Below are 17,748 nucleotides of genomic sequence, written 5' to 3' on the forward strand. Positions count from 1 at the left end.
GTTTTAACGCTCTCTGTCTGTGAATTGCCTTTTTGGATTCCCTCAATGGTCACGGCTTGGTTGATTTTCTAGCTTTTTAATCTCGCTTTTGATGTTCTCGGTGTTAGCGTTTAAAGTGTTGGTTACTTCTTGCTCGTTAGCCTTCATGCTCGTATTGAAATCGCTAAAAAAGCTCTCGTATTCTTTCATTTTGATTTTCAAGCTCTCGCCGGTGCGATTAAGCCACTCAATGGAGTTTCTTAAACTGCTATCAATTTCATTCGCATTTTTGAAAAAATCCAAACTCAAAAGCACTTCTAAAATCCTAACAATCCCTTTAAGGCTTAATTCCACTTGCTCAGTAAAAAGATGATTACCTGTTAAAGCGCCCTGTAATTGCTTTAAAAGCTCGTTAGTGATTTCTTTAAGCGCTGGTTTTTCTTTAGTGGTGATTTCTGGGCTTGGTGGATTAGGATAATTCATTTTTTATCTCCCTCTAAAAACTTCTCATAAGCGTTAAACTTCTTTTCTAATTTCGGCAATAAATCTAATAGTTCCCTGCTCTCCTTACTGTTTTTTCCGATTTCAATACCATATTTAATGAAATCAAAAATATTGATTTGATGAATAGGCTTACTCGTTCCTGTAAAAATATCGGCTGCGTTTTCTATCATTCGGTCTTTAGCTTTTGTCAAAAACTCGTAAAACTGCGCGCTAGGGTTTTCAAGGCGCAAAAAGCGTGCAAAAGAACTTCCTAATAATTCGCTTATCACGCTATGGTAAGCGTCCTTGTTTTCTTTAATGAAAGCATTCATGCCGTTTTCATCTGTGCTATTCACTAAGTAGTTAATATCATTCACTAACTTGCTGAAATTATCGGCTCTGTTACCGCTTTCAAGCATTTTAGCGCTGGTGTCTAGCGCATCGGTTAGATAGGGTGAAATAGTGAATTTTTTAAGCATGGTATCGTTATTGAGATTGTGAAAGTTCGCACTGTTATAGGCAAACATTTCCTTAAACGCTTTAAATTGCTCTCTGTCTAGGTTTTTATAAGCGTTATCAAACACTTCTAAAAAGCTGTTATTAGGGGTGTTTCTGGCGTAATGGCTTAAAAGGGCTATGTTAGCGTTTTCTACTTGGTTATGACTTGGGATTTTAGCGTCTTTCTCTAACGCTCTTGCAACCTGATTAGCTAAATTCTCCACGCTGTCGCTTTCAAATTTAGGCGCTAATTGCTTCAATTTGTCGTTATAGCTGCTCATCGTGCTTAAAAGCGTATCGCTAAAGCTGTTCGCTCGGTTTTCGTTAGATTTGCTCGCTAACTTGAAAATTTCTTTATCGTTTAATTCCTGCTTTGGCATTCTAACTAAAAGTTCATCAGGCTTCAATTCAATATTGAAATTTTCCTTAATCGCTTGTTCGTATTTTTTTCGGCTCTCTGCATTAAAGTTTAGCATGCCTTGTGTTCTGTGGTTTCCTGCTATAATCTGACCGTCTTGTAAGATAATGGGCAAATCATCAAAACCCCCTCGCCCTATAATCAATTTAGGATCAAAGCGCTCGGCTATCTCTTCTACTTTCTTACTATCCACTGCGGTGCGTGTTTGCGTACCTGTGTTTTTGAAATTGGGCTTTAAATCGCTCTTATTGACGATCACAAATTTTAAGGGGTGTATTTCATCATCGTTTAAGCTAACGCTCGTTTTAGGGGCGTTTTTTAGCTCTTTATAGGGTATGTTTTCGCTTTTTGAAATTTCTCTGTCTAATTCGCTTTTTCCTAGCGTGGCGTTTTTTTGCGCTCTGATTTCAGCTTCTATTTTTTTTTCTTCTTCATCTTTAATCTTTTGTAGGCGTTCTTTTTCTGCTTTAGCTAAGCGCTCGCTTTCTAGTTTCTTTCGTTTCTCTAGTTGGCTTTTTTCTAATATAGATAAGGGCGGTTCTTGACTCGTTAAGCTTTCTTTATTAGAATTGTTTTCATTAAGGTTTAAGGCACTATAGTTGCTATTGTCTTTGTAATCGTTAGAAAGTGGCGGTTTGGTTTCTAACTCCCTTAATACTTTTTCATCTCTCTCATAGCTAGTAACCACAAAATGATTATTTAGATTGTTATTATCCCATGTGTTTTTTAGCCCCACTCTTATGTTATTTAATTCCACGCTAACGCACCCTAAATCGTCTTTAAATAATGTTCCGTTCTCAATGACTTCAGGGATAGATTTCACTAACTCATCGGTTCTTTCTTTAATTTGCTCTGCATTTAATCCTAATCTTGTGTATTGTTTTTCTCTCTTTTCTAAGATGTGCGCTAATCCGTAGCCATCTTTACCATCCTTGCCCCACACAAAATCAATCCCTCTTAAATCGTCCCTAAACGCTGCGCATGCAACTTGTCCGTTTTTCTCTTGCAATAGCTTCTCTAACGCTTCTTTTGGCTTTAGAGCAAACTCGGGGTAATTCTTGCCAAACTCTTTAAGGGGTGTTATAGCGTGTTGTAACGCTTCCTCTTGCTTAGTGATGTTTTCTTTAGCGCTTTTTACGCCTTGCGTGATCTCTTCAATCTTTCGCATCGTAGCGTTAGAAAACTTGGAATTTTTAGCGCTGAGTTCTAAATTCTTTGTGAAGTCGCTTATCGTGTGGCTTCTTTCTAGCGCTCTTTGAATGTGGTATTTTAACGCTGCGCCTCCGCTTAGTTCGTCTAACTTCTTGAAAACATAAGTGGTCGGTATGTTTCTCACAATATTACTCACTAATCTTTGCGTGACTTTCTGGTTTAGAGCGCCTTCTAGGCTTGTCGCAAGAGGGCTTTTTATGTCTTTTGTAGTAGTGTAGTTAATTTTTCTTGCTATCGTGGCATCGTTTCTAAAGAGATTGTCAAAACCCTTAGCTATATCTATATACTGCTTAGCTTTGGGTGTGGTAAAAACTTCGTTTCTAAACTCGTTCAACTTGTTAAAAAAATGCGTGCTGTCAAACACTTTAAGGTTTTCGCCTTGCTTGGTGGATTTCTCTATCAAAGCATTAAGCATGCTCAATTCAAGTTTTTCCTTATCTTTTTCACTCAAGCCTTTCGTCAAAACCGCATAATTGCTTAAATCTTTCTCGCCTTGAGCTTGTATCACTTGCATAAGGTTTTCAATCGCTTTTTCTTTGGTGATCTCTCTGTCTCTTATCTTGGCGCTATCCACTAATTCTAAGGTTTGTTTCATGTTTTTATAATCGCTGATAGCGGTTTTATTCAAATCGCTTAGTTTTTCATAAGCTTCTGCGTTTTGCTTCAAGATATTTTCAATGCCTTTATCAATATCTTCTTTCAAAAAATTAGCGCTCGCTTTTTTGATATAACCTAAAGTGCTTGGGTCTTTAATATTCCTTTCATAGGCGTTAATCATTTGCCTAGCGTTTCTTAACTGCTCATAAGTAACTCCGTTTGGGTTATAAATATTTTTTTCAACTTGGTTTAAAAAGCTGTTAGCTGTTGGATCAAACTTGCCCTGTTCTCTTAAATCTTTTAGAAAGGTTTCAAACGCTGTGGTATCTTGTAGGCTCTCTCTTAAATTAGTCTTATAGCTTCCATCATAAAGTTTGCCTATTACGCCGTCAAGTGCTTTTTCATAGCTTTCTTTAGTGCCTCGTTCTAAATTATCAAAAATACTCTTAACTTCGTAATCTTTCAAATCAAATTGTCTTAAAGAATTTTGTAAATTTTCAGTCGTCTTATTTAAAATCTTTTTTAGATTAGCGTTGGCAATTGGACTAGCATTAGCCGCTTCGCTTAAAAAAGCTATTGTATTGCCTGTTTCATCGCTTCTTATCGCTTGGATAAAGGCTTCTTGCTTTTTGGCTTGGCTTTGCAACAAAAAAGCATCTCTTAAGGCATCGTAACCTTTCACAATGTTGCTATCTTCGCCTACTTTTTTAACTAACGCCTCTCGGTATTTGCTTCCGTCTGCTTTAGTGAGTTTCAACTCGCCACCAAATTGCTCGGCTAATTCTTTAATTGCTTGACGCTCGTTTTCGCTTATAGTTTGGTTTAATATCCTTTCAGCGCCTTTGGCGTTACCTGTTACTATGTGCTTGCCTAATGCATACAAACCGCCAGTAGAAGAGTTAGCGCCTATGGTAAAAATGCTTCTTGGGTTAGCAACTTTTTGGATAAGCTTCCCGGCTCCTAAAACTAGGGTGTCCTCCGCTAAACTCAAAACACCTTCGCTTAACGCATGCCTTATGATTTCATCAGCTTTTTGCTCTCTATCTAATAAAACATTTCCTACAATCGCATCGGTTGCTCCACCTGCTACGCTCCCTAACGCTGATCCTACAATAGCGCCGCCTACTAAACCTAAAGCGCCTAAATTCTTTCCTGATTTAGCACCTCTAAACGCTCCTAATAAAGATCCGGCTAATGAAAACTTATTTGAGCTTAAAGAATTTAAAAAATTATCAAAAAAGCGGTCGTTTATCTTGTAAAATTTATCGCCCTTCCTAACAAATGGCTCATGCTCTTGGTTGTAAACTACATCATCAAAACCATTATTTTTAACAATTTTTTTAAACTCGTTTTGATACTTATCTCTTAACTCCTTATCTTCACTGGCAAAAAGGCTAAAAGCGTCCTTATCTTTTCTCAAATTATTAAACAAATTCCATGATTTTTGCAAGTCTTTGGTTATGTATTTGGCTTTTTCTCGCTCTTTGAAATCTTTTAGCCTATCCAAATCGGTCTTACCTTTATAGCTATCTATCAGGTTATTTAAAACGCCGTTACTCTCTTTGATTAGTGCCTTGTCGCTCTCGCTTAATTCTTGGCTTGTTTTGCTTCGGATTTCTTTTTTTTGCAAGTCCTTATTATAATCGCTTTTAGCGATCTCGCTCTTAGTCGTGAAAGGATTAAAAATGCTAGTTTCTGCGTTATTATAATATTCATCCTTCAAAACGCTGGGTAAATCTTTAAACTCGGTTTTATTGGTTGTAGCAATTTCTTTAATCTCATTTAATTGGCTCTCTCTTTGTTTGGCGTTGTCGGTTTGAATGCCTAAAAACTCGCCTAACTTGTCTAATAGTCCTAATTCTTTTAATTCTTTAGCCTTTGAATTTAATAACTCGTGGATTTCTTTTTTTTTAACTTCAAAATCTTTCAACGGCATGGTTTTTGTTCGCATAAACATAGGTTCATTGTTGTTTAGTGGCGTGGATTTTAAAATCTCTTGTTGCGCTAAATCTTGCATAAAAAGCCTTGAAATCTTTCTTATTACTTATTCAATTAAATATAAAAACAAAAATCTTTTAAAGGGGTATTTTTACCCAAAACTAACGCCTTAAAGCCCCTAGCTTTTAGTTATGGGGAGTATGTCAAATTTTGGGTGTCAAATCTTTTAAAAGTTTCAACAAGTTGTTATTATTCAAAATGTCTCTATAGCCGTGTTTTAGGTTTTCGTTTAGATTAGAGCTATTGATTTCGTTAAGTATGGATTGTTTTTCGTCAATAAATTCATTAATTATTCTGTATTCTATCGCTAATCGCTCTTTCATTTTCTCTAATTCTTTTGATTCTGCTAGGATTTGCTCCGTCAGCGCTTTTATGCTTTCTTCGTTGGCGTCTTGCTTTCTTTTTTCATTCTCTAATTCTCTTTCTTTCTCTCTGATCTTCTCTTGTAATTCCTCTAATTCTTTGTTCAATTTGATTCCGGAGTTAATTATCTTAAGCTTATAACCGCTTGAATACCACTTGTTTTGCAAGAAAAACGCCCAAACTTGTTTTATTTCACTTCTATTCTCAAAAGTGAATAACATTTGTTCCACGCTTAAAGCCTTCGCAAAATTTAAAGGCACAAAATAATTAAAATCCGCTCCACCTGCTAAATTCCTTTGAAAAGAGTTATTATTGATCTGGTTTAAAGTGTTTGTTGTGAATTGGTTATTGATGCCGTCCATTGGATTGAAAGCGTTTAAGGCGTTGTAATTGTTAGATCCTGGATTATGGTATTCATAAATAGCGCCTTTAGGAAATATCGCATAAGGATTCACCAAAAACGCGTCTAGGGCTTTAAATTCTTTGCGTTTGAAAAGTCCTTGAAAAATATTATTTTGATTATCGTCTTGGTTTTCTTTGAAGTCAAAAAATAACCTTAATTCTTTACTAAAGCGTTGTTTCTTTTCTTTTTCTTGTCGGATCAGCTCTTTTAATCTTTTAGCAACATTAGACGCATTTAAACGCTGATTTTTAAGATTTTCTAACGAATTGATGCGTGCGTTATGATCGTTTAGTTTTGAATTGTAGTGGCTCGTTATTGAATTAGCTCTCTCTATCGCACCATTATAATCGTATAAAGATTTTGAAAGATCTTTCAATCTGTTAGCGATCGCAAAAAAGGTATTTTCTTGATCTTTAGGAATAATATTATCCCAATTGATATTAGGTGTCAAACCTTGTCCTGCTCCTTGTCCTGTCGTGCCGTCGTTTCTAGGATTCAAAGGTTCAAATCGTGGTATATAGGGCTCGCTTTGGTATCCTGGATAAGGGGCTGTTATATGAAAATCCATTAAAATCCTTTCTTATATTTTTTCAAATGGTTATCAATGTCAAAACTGGTTCTGTAGCTCCTTAATCTTATTATTCAACGCTTCTATAAGCATATAATCTTTATTTTCTATAGCGTGTTTTAGGCTGTTTTTTAAGCCTTTAATTTTAAGCTCATTTAAACAATACCCGTAATTATCCTCTCTGATGATTTTGTATTTTTGCAAAAATTCTAATCCCCTCAAATCGTTTAAAACGATTTTTTTAAAAATATCTTTGAACTCCACATCTGCCGGGCTTAAAACTCTTCTTGCGAGGTAATTAAACTCTTCGCTTTTTAACATGGTTCTAAGTAATCGCCCATGTCTTTAAAGTCCTTGTCCTTAATTTTAATAACGCTTAAATTGGTGTTATAGTTCAACAAGCACATTTCAATCGCTCTAATATTGGCTTCTAAACCTGCTAAATCATTGTCTAAGCAAAAACACAACTCCGCATTTAGCTGGTTTAAAATTTTTATGTGATCTTTAGTGAATGCCGTTCCTATGCAACAAATCACATTATTATAATCAAAATGTTCAAAACTCATCACATCAAAAAAACCCTCGCATAAAATGACCTGCTTCTTTTGTGTTATCGCTTGGCGCACTTTATCCAAATTGTAAAGAATGAAAGATTTTTTAAAAATCTTAGTGTCTCTCCCGTTAATGTATTTAGCTCCATCCCTGGGATTTTTGATAGTGCAAGTTCTAGCGCTAAAACTCACAATCTTGCCGTTACTGTCTTTCAATGGAAAAGTGATCCTGTAATTGCAAAAGATCTTAAGCTCTCTGTCTTTGTTTTCAACACTAAAAAGCCCGCTCGCTATCAAATCATAAGGGCTAAAACGCTTTTTTAATTCGTTTTTCTCTTCATTAGTGCAAAAACCTAAATCATAATCTTTAACCTTTTCTAGCGTTACGCCCCTCCTATTCAAATACTCTAAAACATTGTTTTCTTTTAAAATCCTTTCTTTGAAAAGAGAGTTAGCGAATGCTAAAACTTCTTTTAGCCTTTCTTTTTCTTGTTTCTCTTCGTTGTTTTCGTATTCTAGTGAATAATTATACATGGAGGCTATCTCTTCAACCGCTTCTGTGAAACTGATTTTTTTAAATTCTTTTAAAAATTGAAACGCATCACCACAAGCACCACACCCAAAGCACTTGAAAATATTTTTTTCAGGGCTTACCATAAAACTCGCGCTTCGTTCATCATGAAAAGGGCAACACGCTTTCAAGTTCGCTCCGCATTTGTATAAGTCTAGGTATTTTTCTATAACATCCACAACGCTAACGATATTTTTTAGACCTTCAAAATTGGTAATCATTGCAAATCCTTTAATAATCGTAATCTTTTATTTCATATGGGCTATCATCAAGTTTTCTATAATTCGTATTGATTTCAAAAAGCTTATAATCAACCATTCTAAAGAATTGAACACCCTGTAAACCTGTTTGCTTATTTTTTAAAATTAAAACTCTTCGGTGTTTGTTCCTCTCGTTGTAGTCCTTAATGTGTTTTAGTTCCCCACTTTTGATTCTCTCAATCCTGATCATTACATGCGCTTCATGCGCGCCTTTACGGCTCCCTGTTGGCGCGTAACTATCGCTTTTGCTGTTTTGAATGATCAAAACGATGATGACTTGCAAGCGCTTAGCTAAGTCGGCTAAAGTAGTGAATTTAGTAGTCTCTACTTCTTCAATCGTTCTTCCTATAATTGGGGCTTGGATTTTCATTTGACTGTCAATAATAAAAAGTTTATGACCCTCTCTGGCTAAGAGTCTAATCTGTGAAACTAGTTCGTTAATCTCGCAACTTAGATCATCAATGAAATAATTTTCTTTGTTCAATTTGAAGTTTTTAGAGTTTAAAGTCTCTATGTGCTTTCTCACGCTAAACTCAAAACCAAAATAGGTTACTTTGTGGTTTTGTTGGGCGTTGGTGATGTATTGGACGCTTAAGAGCGTTTTACCGGCTTCTGGATCGCCGCTCAATAAAATTAACTGCCCCACTTCAAAACCGCCTTCACTGACATGGTCTAAAAAGTCAATGCCTGTAGGTATTTTTTCTATTTTAGGTTTTGATTTGAAAAACTCTTCCCACTCCCAATAATACTTTCCGTTTCTGTTAGTGCCTAATGTAGTGTATTTTCCTAAAAAATCAAAATCAAAAATCTCGCTCTTTCGTGTGGCTTTTATCAATTCGTTCGCTAAAAACTCTTGCATTTTTAGACTCAAGTATGTTTTAAAATCGCTCTTTAGTTCTAAATAGTTCGGATATGTATCCGCCTGTAAAATGGCGCTAAATTCTTTACTTTCAAACGCTTCATCGCCTATTTTTAGCCTTATGATTTCAAGCTGTATCACTTGGTTTTTGTTTTTCATCTCTAGCAAGGCCAAAATAATCTTTTGATTAAAAGGCGTAAAGTTTGAAATGGGTATTTCTTCTAAAAATTCTTCTAAATCTTTCGGATAGTTTATAAAACTATTCATTATCAGGTTCTGCATTTTTTACCTTTTTTATCTCTTTTTGTTTTTTTGTTCTAAAACTCTTATTGCGATCTCAAAATCTTGCATTTGCAAGTTCAAGAATAGGTTTTCTTTTTGAAACTTCCTAATGCCGTCTAAAATAGCTAAACGGACTATTCTTGTGAATGTGCAACACTTTTTTTTCTGCATCCTTTTTAGCCTTTTGTAGTTGCTTTCTCTTAGCTTTAGCTTCTTTCTCGTAGTTTTTAAGAGTTCGTCTATAGGCTCGTTTAGATTTAAACCATGCTGTCTCATCTTTATTTCCTTTTTCTTTTTCTAAAAAATAAATAATCATTCTTTCAACGATCGCGTTTCTGCTCATTCCCTCTTGCTCTTTGACAAGTTGCAAAATTTCTAACAATACTCTTTCAAAAAGCATGCATTCGGTTTCTACTTTGGGTTTAAAGTTCTTTTGCTTGTGTTTATAGCGCCATGGTCTCATTGCTTTATCCTCCTCTTTGCCTACCAAATGCAATATCCGTTATATTTGGGATTTGGCTTGTATTCAAATAACTCTTCGGCTTGTTGCGGCGGCGTAAAGCTTGGTTTAAACTCCATCACAGCATAAAGCTCGTTATAACCTTTGCGCAAGCTCTGGTTGACACATTTATTTAAGTCTTGGCCTTGTTCTTTCAACTCTAACGCTTGCTCCAGCAAGGCTTTTTTTGTGGCGTAAGTCAGTTTTGCTTTCTCATTTTTGTAGTGTAAAAACCGCTCAAACGCTTCCCTTTCGCGCTTGTCTAATCCACTTGTGTTTAAGTTACCTAAGATAGAAAAAACAAAATCACTAAAGCGTTTAAACAAACTAATGTTAATTTTAGAGCTTGTAGAAGAAAAATGATGATCAGTGTTTGCATTCTCTTGGTTATTGGAATGTTTTAAATCTTTTTGATCTTGAAGATTCTCACTCGCATTCATTTTTTCATGTTTGTTGTTATTCTTTTTATTTATAAGGGTGGTAAAAATTGGTGTTTCGGTGCAAACTTCGGTTTTAAGTGGTTTCTCGGCTTGTTTTCCTTGATTTTTCCGCATGGTAAATTTTGGTGTTTCGGCGCGATTAGTTTCATCAACGATAATAAAGTTATCTTGTTCTAATTGCTCTTTAGTTGGCGCTAAAATGTAAGCTTTTTCGCCTAAAAATTTTCCTAATTTGTTTTTATAGTAAATGATTTTTAAAAAGCCTTTTTGAACCAACTCTTTTAAATATTTGTTGAGCGTTTTAGTGTTCATATCCAGTTGTTTGCATAAAAACTCCGTCCTTGGTTTAAAAGAACTTGCAAGGCTGCTTAAAGTGATAAAAACAATCCTTGCATCTCTGCTTAACGGGCTATTAATAAGGATACTATTAGCGGTTTTGGTATAGTTGCTTTCCACATTCAAGTTATTTTTTAGTATGTAGTTCATTTTAGACTCCTTCCACTTTGAAGATTAGATAAAAAGCTAAGGTAAGAATAAGCGCGATTAAAAATAGCTCTAATCTCGTTTCTAAAATCCTTTTTTTTGGCTTTTTAGGCTGTTTTTTGTCAATATCATAGGTGATCATTGTTTTTATCCTTTTTGTGGGTTTTAGAGCCTTTTAAGGCTTTTAAATAGGCGCATAATTCTCTACCTAGATCGTTTAAATAACAAACCTTGTAAAAGTTGTTTTCTTTATCTTTTTCGCGCTTTTTATTGATGACCCATTGATTGCATAAGCCTTTTTTTTCAAGCTTGTTGAAAATCTTAAGCGTGTAATAGTAATCAATGTTAAGATCTTTTGAAATCTTGTCGGCTGTTTTGGGTAAATACGCTTTTTTATAAAGCGCTTTCAAAACTTCTAAATCGATCGGTTGTAATTTTTCTTGTTCCATTTTAAACCGCCTTTTTTTGGAGTAGGATAGAATAGCTTGTCACCCGCTTATTCCTAACATTGCAAACGCTAGATTTGATCGTGTGCGTTTTTTGGAGTTTTTTTAATTTTTGAATGAAATCAAAAAAACTTAAATCCGCATCGCTTTCTTTGATGATCTTGTAAGTCAAATATTGAAATAATCCTACGGTGTTCTTCTGGTTGTTGTTTTGGTTGTTCATAGCGACACCTTTAAAAACGCCGCTCGTTCTTTCTCTTGCTGCGGTATGTAGCGTGCATAGGTAGAATAAGTGATATTTAAATCTTTATGCCCCATGTTTTTAGAAACCCATAAAGGTTCCTCGCCCATGCTTATCATCAAGCTTGCAAATGTATGGCGTGTGGTGTAAAGCTTTCTTTCTTTAAGGTTCAATGCTTTCAATAGTTCTTTAAACATTCTCTGAAATTCTTGAGTCCTTTTAGGGATGCTAAGAAAGATCATTTTTTTATTAGCCGGTTCGCTTGCTTTTAGCTCTTTTAGGATTTTTTCCACTGGCTCTAATAGATCCACTTCTCTAATGCTTGATTTGTTTTTAGGGCTTGTGATGACGCCTGAAAGGTTTAAAGATTTGTCAATGTTGATTTTTTTGTTTGTGAAATCAATATCGCTCCATAAAAGCGCTAATTGTTCGCCTGTCCTTAAACCGGTAAAAAACGCTACCGCTAAAAACGCTTTTAATCGCAAGCTTGGCGCGTTTTCTATGAGCGTCTTAACCTCTTCTAAACTAAAAGGATCGATTTTTTCCCCCTCTTTAGCGTTTTTCATCGTGATTTTGAAATAGGGAGTTTTGTCTATATAGCCTTCTTGTTCGCAAAACTCTAAAAAGCTTTTCAATAAAGCGTTAAGGCTTAATAAAGTGTTCTTTTTATATTTTTTAAAAGCGTTGTTGTGGTAATTGGTAACGCTCTCTTTGGTGATTTTAGACACTTTCGCGCTCTCTTTAATGTTCATCAGCTTCACAATCGTGTTAAATCTTAAGTGCATAAATCGTAAGCTTTCTGCCTTAAGCCCTATTTTTTGGTTAAAAAAGCTTTCTTTAACTTGTGCTATGGTTGTATTTTTAGTTTTTTTAGCCGTTCTTTGGCTTTCTTGCTTTGGCTCTTTGTTAGGCTTTAACGCTCCTTTTTGCATTTTTAAAATTTTTTCTAAACTCAAGCCCTCTAAATACTCTAACGCTTCATCATTTTCTAAATTCAGGCTTTTAATAAGCTTGCTCAAGCTCTCTCGGTGGCGCTTGCTGTTTTTAGTGTAGTTCAAATAGAGGGCGTTTCCTCTTAAGTAGATGGTGTGCCTATGCATTAACGCCCCCTTTGGCTTTCTTTAGCGCTTGCTTGTGAGTTGTCTCTAATCGTGGTTATTTGACGATCGCTAAAGGCTCTTTTTGTGGGTTTTAAAGCGCTTTTTTTGCGTGCGTTGTCCCCTTAGGCTTTGGCGTGCTTTGGCTTGTGATCTCGCTTGTGTTGGCGTTATCGCTAGTTTGCACGCTGTTTTTTTGCACCTGTATCGCTTGCGTGATTTCCCTAAGCTTGTTGAAGCTTGTTGCTGTCTCATTTCTTTGTCTCATCTTATTCCCTTTCTGTATCTTTGACGCCCCTTTATAGCGTGGAGAGCGCGGATTAAATGTTATTTAAAGCTATTTAAAAATCTGTAATTGTGAGACAAGTAATAGAGCAGCCCCCTTGGGTTTTTGGAGTTGGAAAAAACCATGTTTTTTCAAACGCTTGCCCTATTGTATTGGGCTTTATAGTAACCGCTTTTTTTTGATTTAGTGGGATTTAGTGGGATTTATTTTTTTTGTAATTGAATTGATAGAAATAATCAATTTTTGAATTACAGAAATATCGCTTTAGGCTTGTTTATCTTTTCTATCGGTTTGTTTAAAAAGGTCGTGATTGCGGATAATACCGCTCATTTTGCCGATTTTGGATTTGATAAGGCGGCTAGCTTAAGTTTTATTCAAGCATGGATGACTTCTTTATCTTATTCGTTCCAGCTGTATTTTGATTTTAGCGGTTATTGCAATATGGCTATAGGCATTGCCCTCTTTTTTAATATCAAACTCCCTATCAATTTTAATAGCCCCTATAAGGCTTTGAATATCCAAGATTTTTGGAGGAGGTGGCATATCACTTTGAGCCGCTTCTTAAAAGAGTATTTGTATATCCCTTTAGGGGGTAATAGGGTGAAAGAATTAATCGTGTATAGGAATTTAATTTTAGTGTTTTTGATTGGAGGGTTTTGGCATGGGGCTGGTTGGACTTTTATCATTTGGGGGCTATTGCATGGGATTGCTTTGAGCGTTCATAGAGCGTATTCTCATGCCGCTAGAAAATTCCATTTCACTATGCCAAAGATTTTAGCATGGCTCATCACTTTTAATTTTATCAATCTTGCATGGGTGTTTTTTAGAGCGAAAGATTTGAATAGCGCTTTGAAGGTTTTAAAGGGGATGGTTGGTTTGAATGGCGTTTCGCTTTGTCATCTTTCAAAAGAGGCATCAGAGTTTTTAAATCGTGTCAATGATAACATGATCATGCACACCATGATGTATGCATCCCCCACATTCAAAATGTGTGTTTTGATAATAAGCGTCTCTTTTTGTTTAAAAAATAGTTCCCATTTATACCAATCTAATCAAATGGATTGGATTAAAACAACAAGCGCTTGTTTGTTGCTCTCTGTAGGTTTTTTATCTATTTTTGCCAGTTCTCAATCTGTCTTTTTGTATTTTAATTTTTAGGACACTAGCATGGAGTTTTGTAAAAAACAGACTTTAATCATTGTTTCTTTTTGCCTCTCTCTTCTTATAGGTGTTGGATTGTTTAATTACCTAATCGATCCTTTTGAGTATTTCAGGAAAGCAAAATACCCCATTGATTGGCATGAAAGAGTTGGGGGAACTTTATTGCCTTTTGAGGGGGTTGTTAAACATTACTCTTATAACAGCTTGTTAATAGGCTCAAGCATCAGTTTGAATTTTAGCTTAAAAGACATCCATGACTTGTTGGGGTTGAAAGATCCTATCAAACTCACCGTCTCTGGTATGAATATTGGAGAAATATTATCGTTGCTTCCTTTTGCTTTCAAGCACCAACCAGTCAATACCATCGCTATGGATTTAGCCTTACTTGGTGGGGGTTTGAACCAGCGCTCCAAATACTTTTTTGAATACCCCTATTCCACTGGAGGTTTTGTGTATTTATACAACTTTAGAGTCTTTAAAAACGCGTTGTTCTACTTTTCTAAAGATTACCTCAAAATTAAAGAAAAATCTTTTTGCAAACTCAATTCTTGGTTCCAATTATATGATTTTTGCAATAGCGTTTTAAATCGTTATGATTATAATTTCATGTTTGGTCATAATAACCCCCATGACTATACGCTGGATAATGTGAAAAGATCCTATTTATCAGCATTAAAAAATCCTAATCAATTAGCCATAGATGAAGAAAATGCTTATAAAATCACCAAACAGCTAGGGGATTTTATTCAAAAACACAGCGATAAACATTTTATTTTATGGACAAGAACGGACTCACTCTTAAAATACAAGGTTTATAACCATACCATTTTAACGCGCAATTTAAACACCATCCACAACGCCCTAAAAGCGCTTTTAAAATACCCTAATGCAGAAATCCATGACTTGCGCACCATGCCATTAGCTAAAGAGATAAAGTGCTATAAGGATATAGGACACTATGATCCCATAGGTTCCAAAGAAGTCTTGCAAGCCATAGCGAGCAAGAAATACCTACTCACTCCCAATAACATTGATTCCTTCAAGCAAAAACTCATCCAAACGATAGAAAACTATCAAATCCCTAAAGAAATTCAAAATTAGAGCTAATTTTTATGAGCGAAATGCCTTTCAATGCAATCGCATAAGATGTGGATCATAAGGATGTGCATTTCTTGGATTCGTGGGGTGTCATCGCTAGGGACAATCAAAGCCATATCGCTTAAAGGCTTCATTTTCCCCCCATCACGCCCCGCTAAACTAAGCGTTTTCATCTCTAAATCTTTGGCTTTTTCATAAGCTTTTAGGACATTTTTGGAATTACCGCTTGTAGAAATCCCTATCAAAACATCGTTTTTTACCCCCAACGCTTCCACCTGTCTGGCAAACACTTCTTCATAACCATAATCGTTCGCAATGGCGGTAAGAGCTGAGGTATCCGTGCTTAAACTTATTGCGCTCAAGCCTTTCCTTTCCAATTTATAGCGCCCGGTCAATTCAGCGGCAAAATGCTGTGCATCGCTAGCGCTCCCCCCGTTACCGCAAATAAGGATTTTCCCTTGATTTTCTAAAGTTTCTGTCAAAAGATGAACGCTTTGTTTTAACGCTTCTTGCAAACTTTCTAAACTTTTTTCTAACGCTTCCTTATGGGCTAAAAATTCTTTTTTTATTAAACCATCAATCATTGCATGTCCTTTTAATTTTTTCTATGATAGCGCTCGTGGAATAACCTTCTTCAAACTCCATCAAGTGGGTTTCTTTAGCAAACTCGCTCCCTATGACTTCTTGATTGAGATAGTCCGCTCCCTTGACTAAAATATCAGGCTTTAGGGCTTGAATTAATTTGATTGGCGTGTCTTCTTCAAACACCACGACATAATCCACGCAAGACAAACTCGCTAAAAGAAACGCTCTGTCTTTTTCGCTCACTATGGGGCGTTTATCTCCCTTAAGCCTTTTAACGGAAGAGTCGCTATTTAACCCTACAATGAGAATATCCCCTAAAGCTTTAGCCTTTTGCAAATAGCTCGCATGCCCTTTATGGAGGAGGTCAAAACAGCCATTGGTGAAAACGATTTTTTGCTGATCTAAAGTTTCTAACAGCTTTTCTAAAGGGAGGATTTTAGGGTGCGTTTGGTTTAAAATCAAAGCGATTTCTTCTAAACTCGCTAACGCGCTCCCCATTTTACCCACCACCACCGCCGCAGCCGCATTGGCAAACTCGCAAGCTTCTTTTAGGCTTATCGATTCTAATAAAGAGAGCGTTAAAGACGCGATCACCGTATCGCCTGCCCCGGTTACATCATAAACCTCTTTAGCGATAGTGGGGCAATTGACCAGCTCGCCCTTTTCTAAAAAAGCGATGCCTTGTTCGCTCAAAGTGACTAAAGGCATAGCGATTTGATAAGTTTCTTTTAAGATTTGGAGCGCTTTTGATAAATTCGCATGGCTGTCCAACTTCAAATGGAGCGCTTGTTCTAATTCAGCGCGATTAGGCGTGATCAAACTCGCATGAGAATATTTGCTATAATCCTTCCCTTTAGGGTCGCATAAAATGAGCTTGCGGTGTTGGTTGGCTAGAGCGATCATTTTTTGAGTGAGTTCAAAATCCAACACGCCCTTATTGTAATCTGAAAGGATAACGCCATCTATTTCTTTAATTTTTTCTGTGAAAAAATCTAAAAGTTTTTTTCTTAAATCAGCGTTTAAGGGGTCTTTGATTTCCTTATCCACGCGCACGATTTGTTGGTTTTGCGCGATGATGCGCGTTTTGAGCGTGGTGCAACGGGTTTTATCTGTTAAAATTCCTGAAGTGTCAATCCCCCTTGTTTTTAAAGCGCTAATGAAATGCTCGCCCTCTAAATCATCGCCCACGACCCCACATAAAAAGACTTTAGCCTTTAAAGAAATGAGGTTATTAGCCACATTAGCTGCTCCGCCTAAATTCTTGCTTTCTTTTTTGACTTCTAAAACAGGCACAGGGGCTTCAGGCGAAAGGCGTTCGCTCTTCCCCCACAGGTAATAATCAGCGATCAGATCGCCCACGACTAAGATTTGTTTCATGCGTGCTGTTCCTTAAAAACCGCATGGATATGGGGCAAATAATCTTTAATACCGCTTTCTAAATCGTATAAAGGGGTGTAATCTAAATCCAAAATAGTAGGTTCAATGTGCGCTTGGGTGTGCTTTTGGAAGAAAGCATAAGGGTTTTTGATATAAGTTACTTTAAAATCCCCCAAATGCTCTTTTAAAACGCTAACGATTTCATTATAACTTCTGGCTTGGGAATAACCCACATTATAAACCCCGCTTTTTTGAGCCTTCATCGCTTTCACATTCGCTTGGATCACATCTTCAATATAGACAAAATCCCTTAATTGCTCGCCAAATTCAAAAAGCTTGACTTCCTTAAACGCCATTGCGCCTAAGGCGAGTTGCAAGATCATAGAAGCGGTTTTCTCTTTATAAAACTCCCTAGGCCCATAGACATTAAAATACCTTAAGCCCACTTGAACATTGTCATTGGAATGGGAGAGGACAAATTCGTCCATGCAAAGCTTGGAAAAGCCATAAACATTTTCAGGGCTTTCGTTTGAGCCTACCACATTGGGGGCTTTAGTGTTGCCATAAACGCCCGCTGAAGAAGCGTAAACCACTTTAGCCTTTTTTGAGCGAGCGATCTCTAAAAGGTTTAAAAAAGCCTGATAATTGGTTTTCATCACTAATTCTTGATCCATCATGGTCGTATCAGAAATGGCGGCTTGGTGGAACAAATAATCAAAATGCAATTTGTCTAAACGCCTTAAATCTAAGGGGTTGTTAATATCAGCTATAACCACCTCACCCTTAAAACCGATTAAATTCTTAAAATGCCCTAAAGAACTGGGACGGTTATTACTAGAGAGCGTGTTACTGCGAAATTTATCTAAAATGATTACTTTAGCTTTAGGGTGGTTCTCTTGAAAATAAAAGGCTAAATTACTGCCTACAAAGCCAGCCCCACCGGTGATTAAAATGGTTTGATTTTCTAACTCATCATCAATATAACGCATCATT

Annotated in this window: 12 protein-coding genes and 4 pseudogenes; 2 read left to right on the forward strand and 14 right to left on the reverse strand. The window is 36.3% G+C overall.

The features are described 5' to 3' along the window. Positions 1–60: 60 nt before the first annotated feature. The 11 genes and pseudogenes from FIM44_RS04315 to FIM44_RS04365 all read right to left on the reverse strand — a co-directional run. A pseudogene (locus FIM44_RS04315) lies at positions 61–462 on the reverse strand (hypothetical protein); the annotation flags it as partial. Continuing rightward, positions 459–5,204: a putative barnase/colicin E5 family endoribonuclease gene (locus tag FIM44_RS08640; RefSeq protein WP_238699894.1), complete on the reverse strand. Its 4,746-nt coding sequence runs from the start codon at positions 5,202–5,204 to the stop codon at positions 459–461. The pseudogene FIM44_RS04315 and the gene FIM44_RS08640, both read right to left, overlap by 4 nt. 124 nt (positions 5,205–5,328) lie before the next feature. Next, positions 5,329–6,519 (reverse strand): hypothetical protein, encoded by a 1,191-nt coding sequence (locus FIM44_RS04325; RefSeq protein WP_140579209.1) that lies wholly within the window; start codon positions 6,517–6,519, stop codon positions 5,329–5,331. A gap of 39 nt (positions 6,520–6,558) precedes the next feature. Further along, positions 6,559–7,862, reverse strand: a pseudogene (gene dnaG / locus FIM44_RS04330) (DNA primase). Positions 7,863–7,872: 10 nt separating this feature from the next. Then, positions 7,873–9,027: an RAD55 family ATPase gene (locus FIM44_RS04335; RefSeq protein WP_140579210.1), complete on the reverse strand. Its 1,155-nt coding sequence runs from the start codon at positions 9,025–9,027 to the stop codon at positions 7,873–7,875. 121 nt (positions 9,028–9,148) lie between these two features. Further along, positions 9,149–9,505, reverse strand: a complete 357-nt coding sequence (locus FIM44_RS04340) for a hypothetical protein (protein ID WP_140579211.1) — start codon at positions 9,503–9,505, stop codon at positions 9,149–9,151. A gap of 20 nt (positions 9,506–9,525) precedes the next feature. Then, on the reverse strand, positions 9,526–10,467 hold the full coding sequence (locus FIM44_RS04345; protein WP_140579212.1) for a phage replication initiator YdaU family protein: 942 nt from the start codon (positions 10,465–10,467) through the stop codon (positions 9,526–9,528). A gap of 125 nt (positions 10,468–10,592) precedes the next feature. After that, complete coding sequence (locus FIM44_RS04350; protein ID WP_140579213.1) at positions 10,593–10,913, reverse strand: hypothetical protein; 321 nt, start codon at positions 10,911–10,913, stop codon at positions 10,593–10,595. Position 10,914: 1 nt separating this feature from the next. After that, a complete protein-coding gene (locus tag FIM44_RS04355; protein WP_140579214.1) occupies positions 10,915–11,133 on the reverse strand; it encodes a hypothetical protein in 219 nt (72 codons plus the stop codon). After that, positions 11,130–12,251 carry a site-specific integrase gene (locus tag FIM44_RS04360; RefSeq protein WP_140579215.1) on the reverse strand — a complete coding sequence of 374 codons (1,122 nt, stop codon included), beginning with the start codon at positions 12,249–12,251 and terminating at the stop codon, positions 11,130–11,132. The genes FIM44_RS04355 and FIM44_RS04360 overlap by 4 nt, the downstream gene beginning before the upstream one ends. Next, positions 12,251–12,456, reverse strand: a pseudogene (locus FIM44_RS04365) (hypothetical protein). Before FIM44_RS04365 ends, FIM44_RS04360 begins: the two are co-directional and overlap by 1 nt. A gap of 303 nt (positions 12,457–12,759) precedes the next feature. On the opposite strand from FIM44_RS04365, the pseudogene patA reads away from it, so the two are divergent. Further along, positions 12,760–13,692: pseudogene (gene patA / locus FIM44_RS04370) on the forward strand (MBOAT family peptidoglycan O-acetyltransferase PatA); the annotation flags it as partial. A gap of 9 nt (positions 13,693–13,701) precedes the next feature. After that, positions 13,702–14,796 (forward strand): hypothetical protein, encoded by a 1,095-nt coding sequence (locus FIM44_RS04375; protein ID WP_140579217.1) that lies wholly within the window; start codon positions 13,702–13,704, stop codon positions 14,794–14,796. Between the two features lie 2 nt (positions 14,797–14,798). Here FIM44_RS04375 and gmhA read toward each other — a convergent pair whose 3' ends face one another. Genes gmhA through rfaD form a run of 3 tightly spaced genes read right to left on the reverse strand, consistent with a single transcriptional unit; the run spans position 14,799 to position 17,744 of the window. Beyond that, positions 14,799–15,377, reverse strand: coding sequence for a D-sedoheptulose 7-phosphate isomerase (gene gmhA / locus FIM44_RS04380; RefSeq protein ID WP_140579218.1), 579 nt, complete (start codon positions 15,375–15,377; stop codon positions 14,799–14,801). Then, entirely contained in the window at positions 15,370–16,755 is a 1,386-nt protein-coding gene (gene rfaE1 / locus FIM44_RS04385; protein WP_140579219.1) for a D-glycero-beta-D-manno-heptose-7-phosphate kinase, read from the reverse strand. Before rfaE1 ends, gmhA begins: the two co-directional genes overlap by 8 nt. Beyond that, positions 16,752–17,744: an ADP-glyceromanno-heptose 6-epimerase gene (rfaD, locus tag FIM44_RS04390; protein ID WP_140579220.1), complete on the reverse strand. Its 993-nt coding sequence runs from the start codon at positions 17,742–17,744 to the stop codon at positions 16,752–16,754. The genes rfaE1 and rfaD overlap by 4 nt, the downstream gene beginning before the upstream one ends. Between the last annotated feature and the right edge of the window lie 4 nt (positions 17,745–17,748).

The sequence above is a fragment of the Helicobacter pylori genome (assembly GCF_006440215.1).
Lineage (GTDB): Bacteria > Campylobacterota > Campylobacteria > Campylobacterales > Helicobacteraceae > Helicobacter > Helicobacter pylori_CS.

Coding starts and splice junctions, on each gene's coding strand:
- FIM44_RS04325 (WP_140579209.1), bottom strand. CDS start 6,519: ATGGATTTTCATATAACAGCCCCTTATCCAGGATACCAAAGCGAGCCC.
- rfaE1 (WP_140579219.1), bottom strand. CDS start 16,755: ATGAAACAAATCTTAGTCGTGGGCGATCTGATCGCTGATTATTACCTG.
- FIM44_RS04375 (WP_140579217.1), top strand. CDS start 13,702: ATGGAGTTTTGTAAAAAACAGACTTTAATCATTGTTTCTTTTTGCCTC.
- FIM44_RS04355 (WP_140579214.1), bottom strand. CDS start 11,133: ATGAACAACCAAAACAACAACCAGAAGAACACCGTAGGATTATTTCAA.
- gmhA (WP_140579218.1), bottom strand. CDS start 15,377: ATGATTGATGGTTTAATAAAAAAAGAATTTTTAGCCCATAAGGAAGCG.
- rfaD (WP_140579220.1), bottom strand. CDS start 17,744: ATGCGTTATATTGATGATGAGTTAGAAAATCAAACCATTTTAATCACC.
- FIM44_RS04340 (WP_140579211.1), bottom strand. CDS start 9,505: ATGAGACCATGGCGCTATAAACACAAGCAAAAGAACTTTAAACCCAAA.
- FIM44_RS04350 (WP_140579213.1), bottom strand. CDS start 10,913: ATGGAACAAGAAAAATTACAACCGATCGATTTAGAAGTTTTGAAAGCG.
- FIM44_RS04335 (WP_140579210.1), bottom strand. CDS start 9,027: ATGAATAGTTTTATAAACTATCCGAAAGATTTAGAAGAATTTTTAGAA.
- FIM44_RS04345 (WP_140579212.1), bottom strand. CDS start 10,467: ATGAACTACATACTAAAAAATAACTTGAATGTGGAAAGCAACTATACC.
- FIM44_RS08640 (WP_238699894.1), bottom strand. CDS start 5,204: ATGCAAGATTTAGCGCAACAAGAGATTTTAAAATCCACGCCACTAAAC.
- FIM44_RS04360 (WP_140579215.1), bottom strand. CDS start 12,251: ATGCATAGGCACACCATCTACTTAAGAGGAAACGCCCTCTATTTGAAC.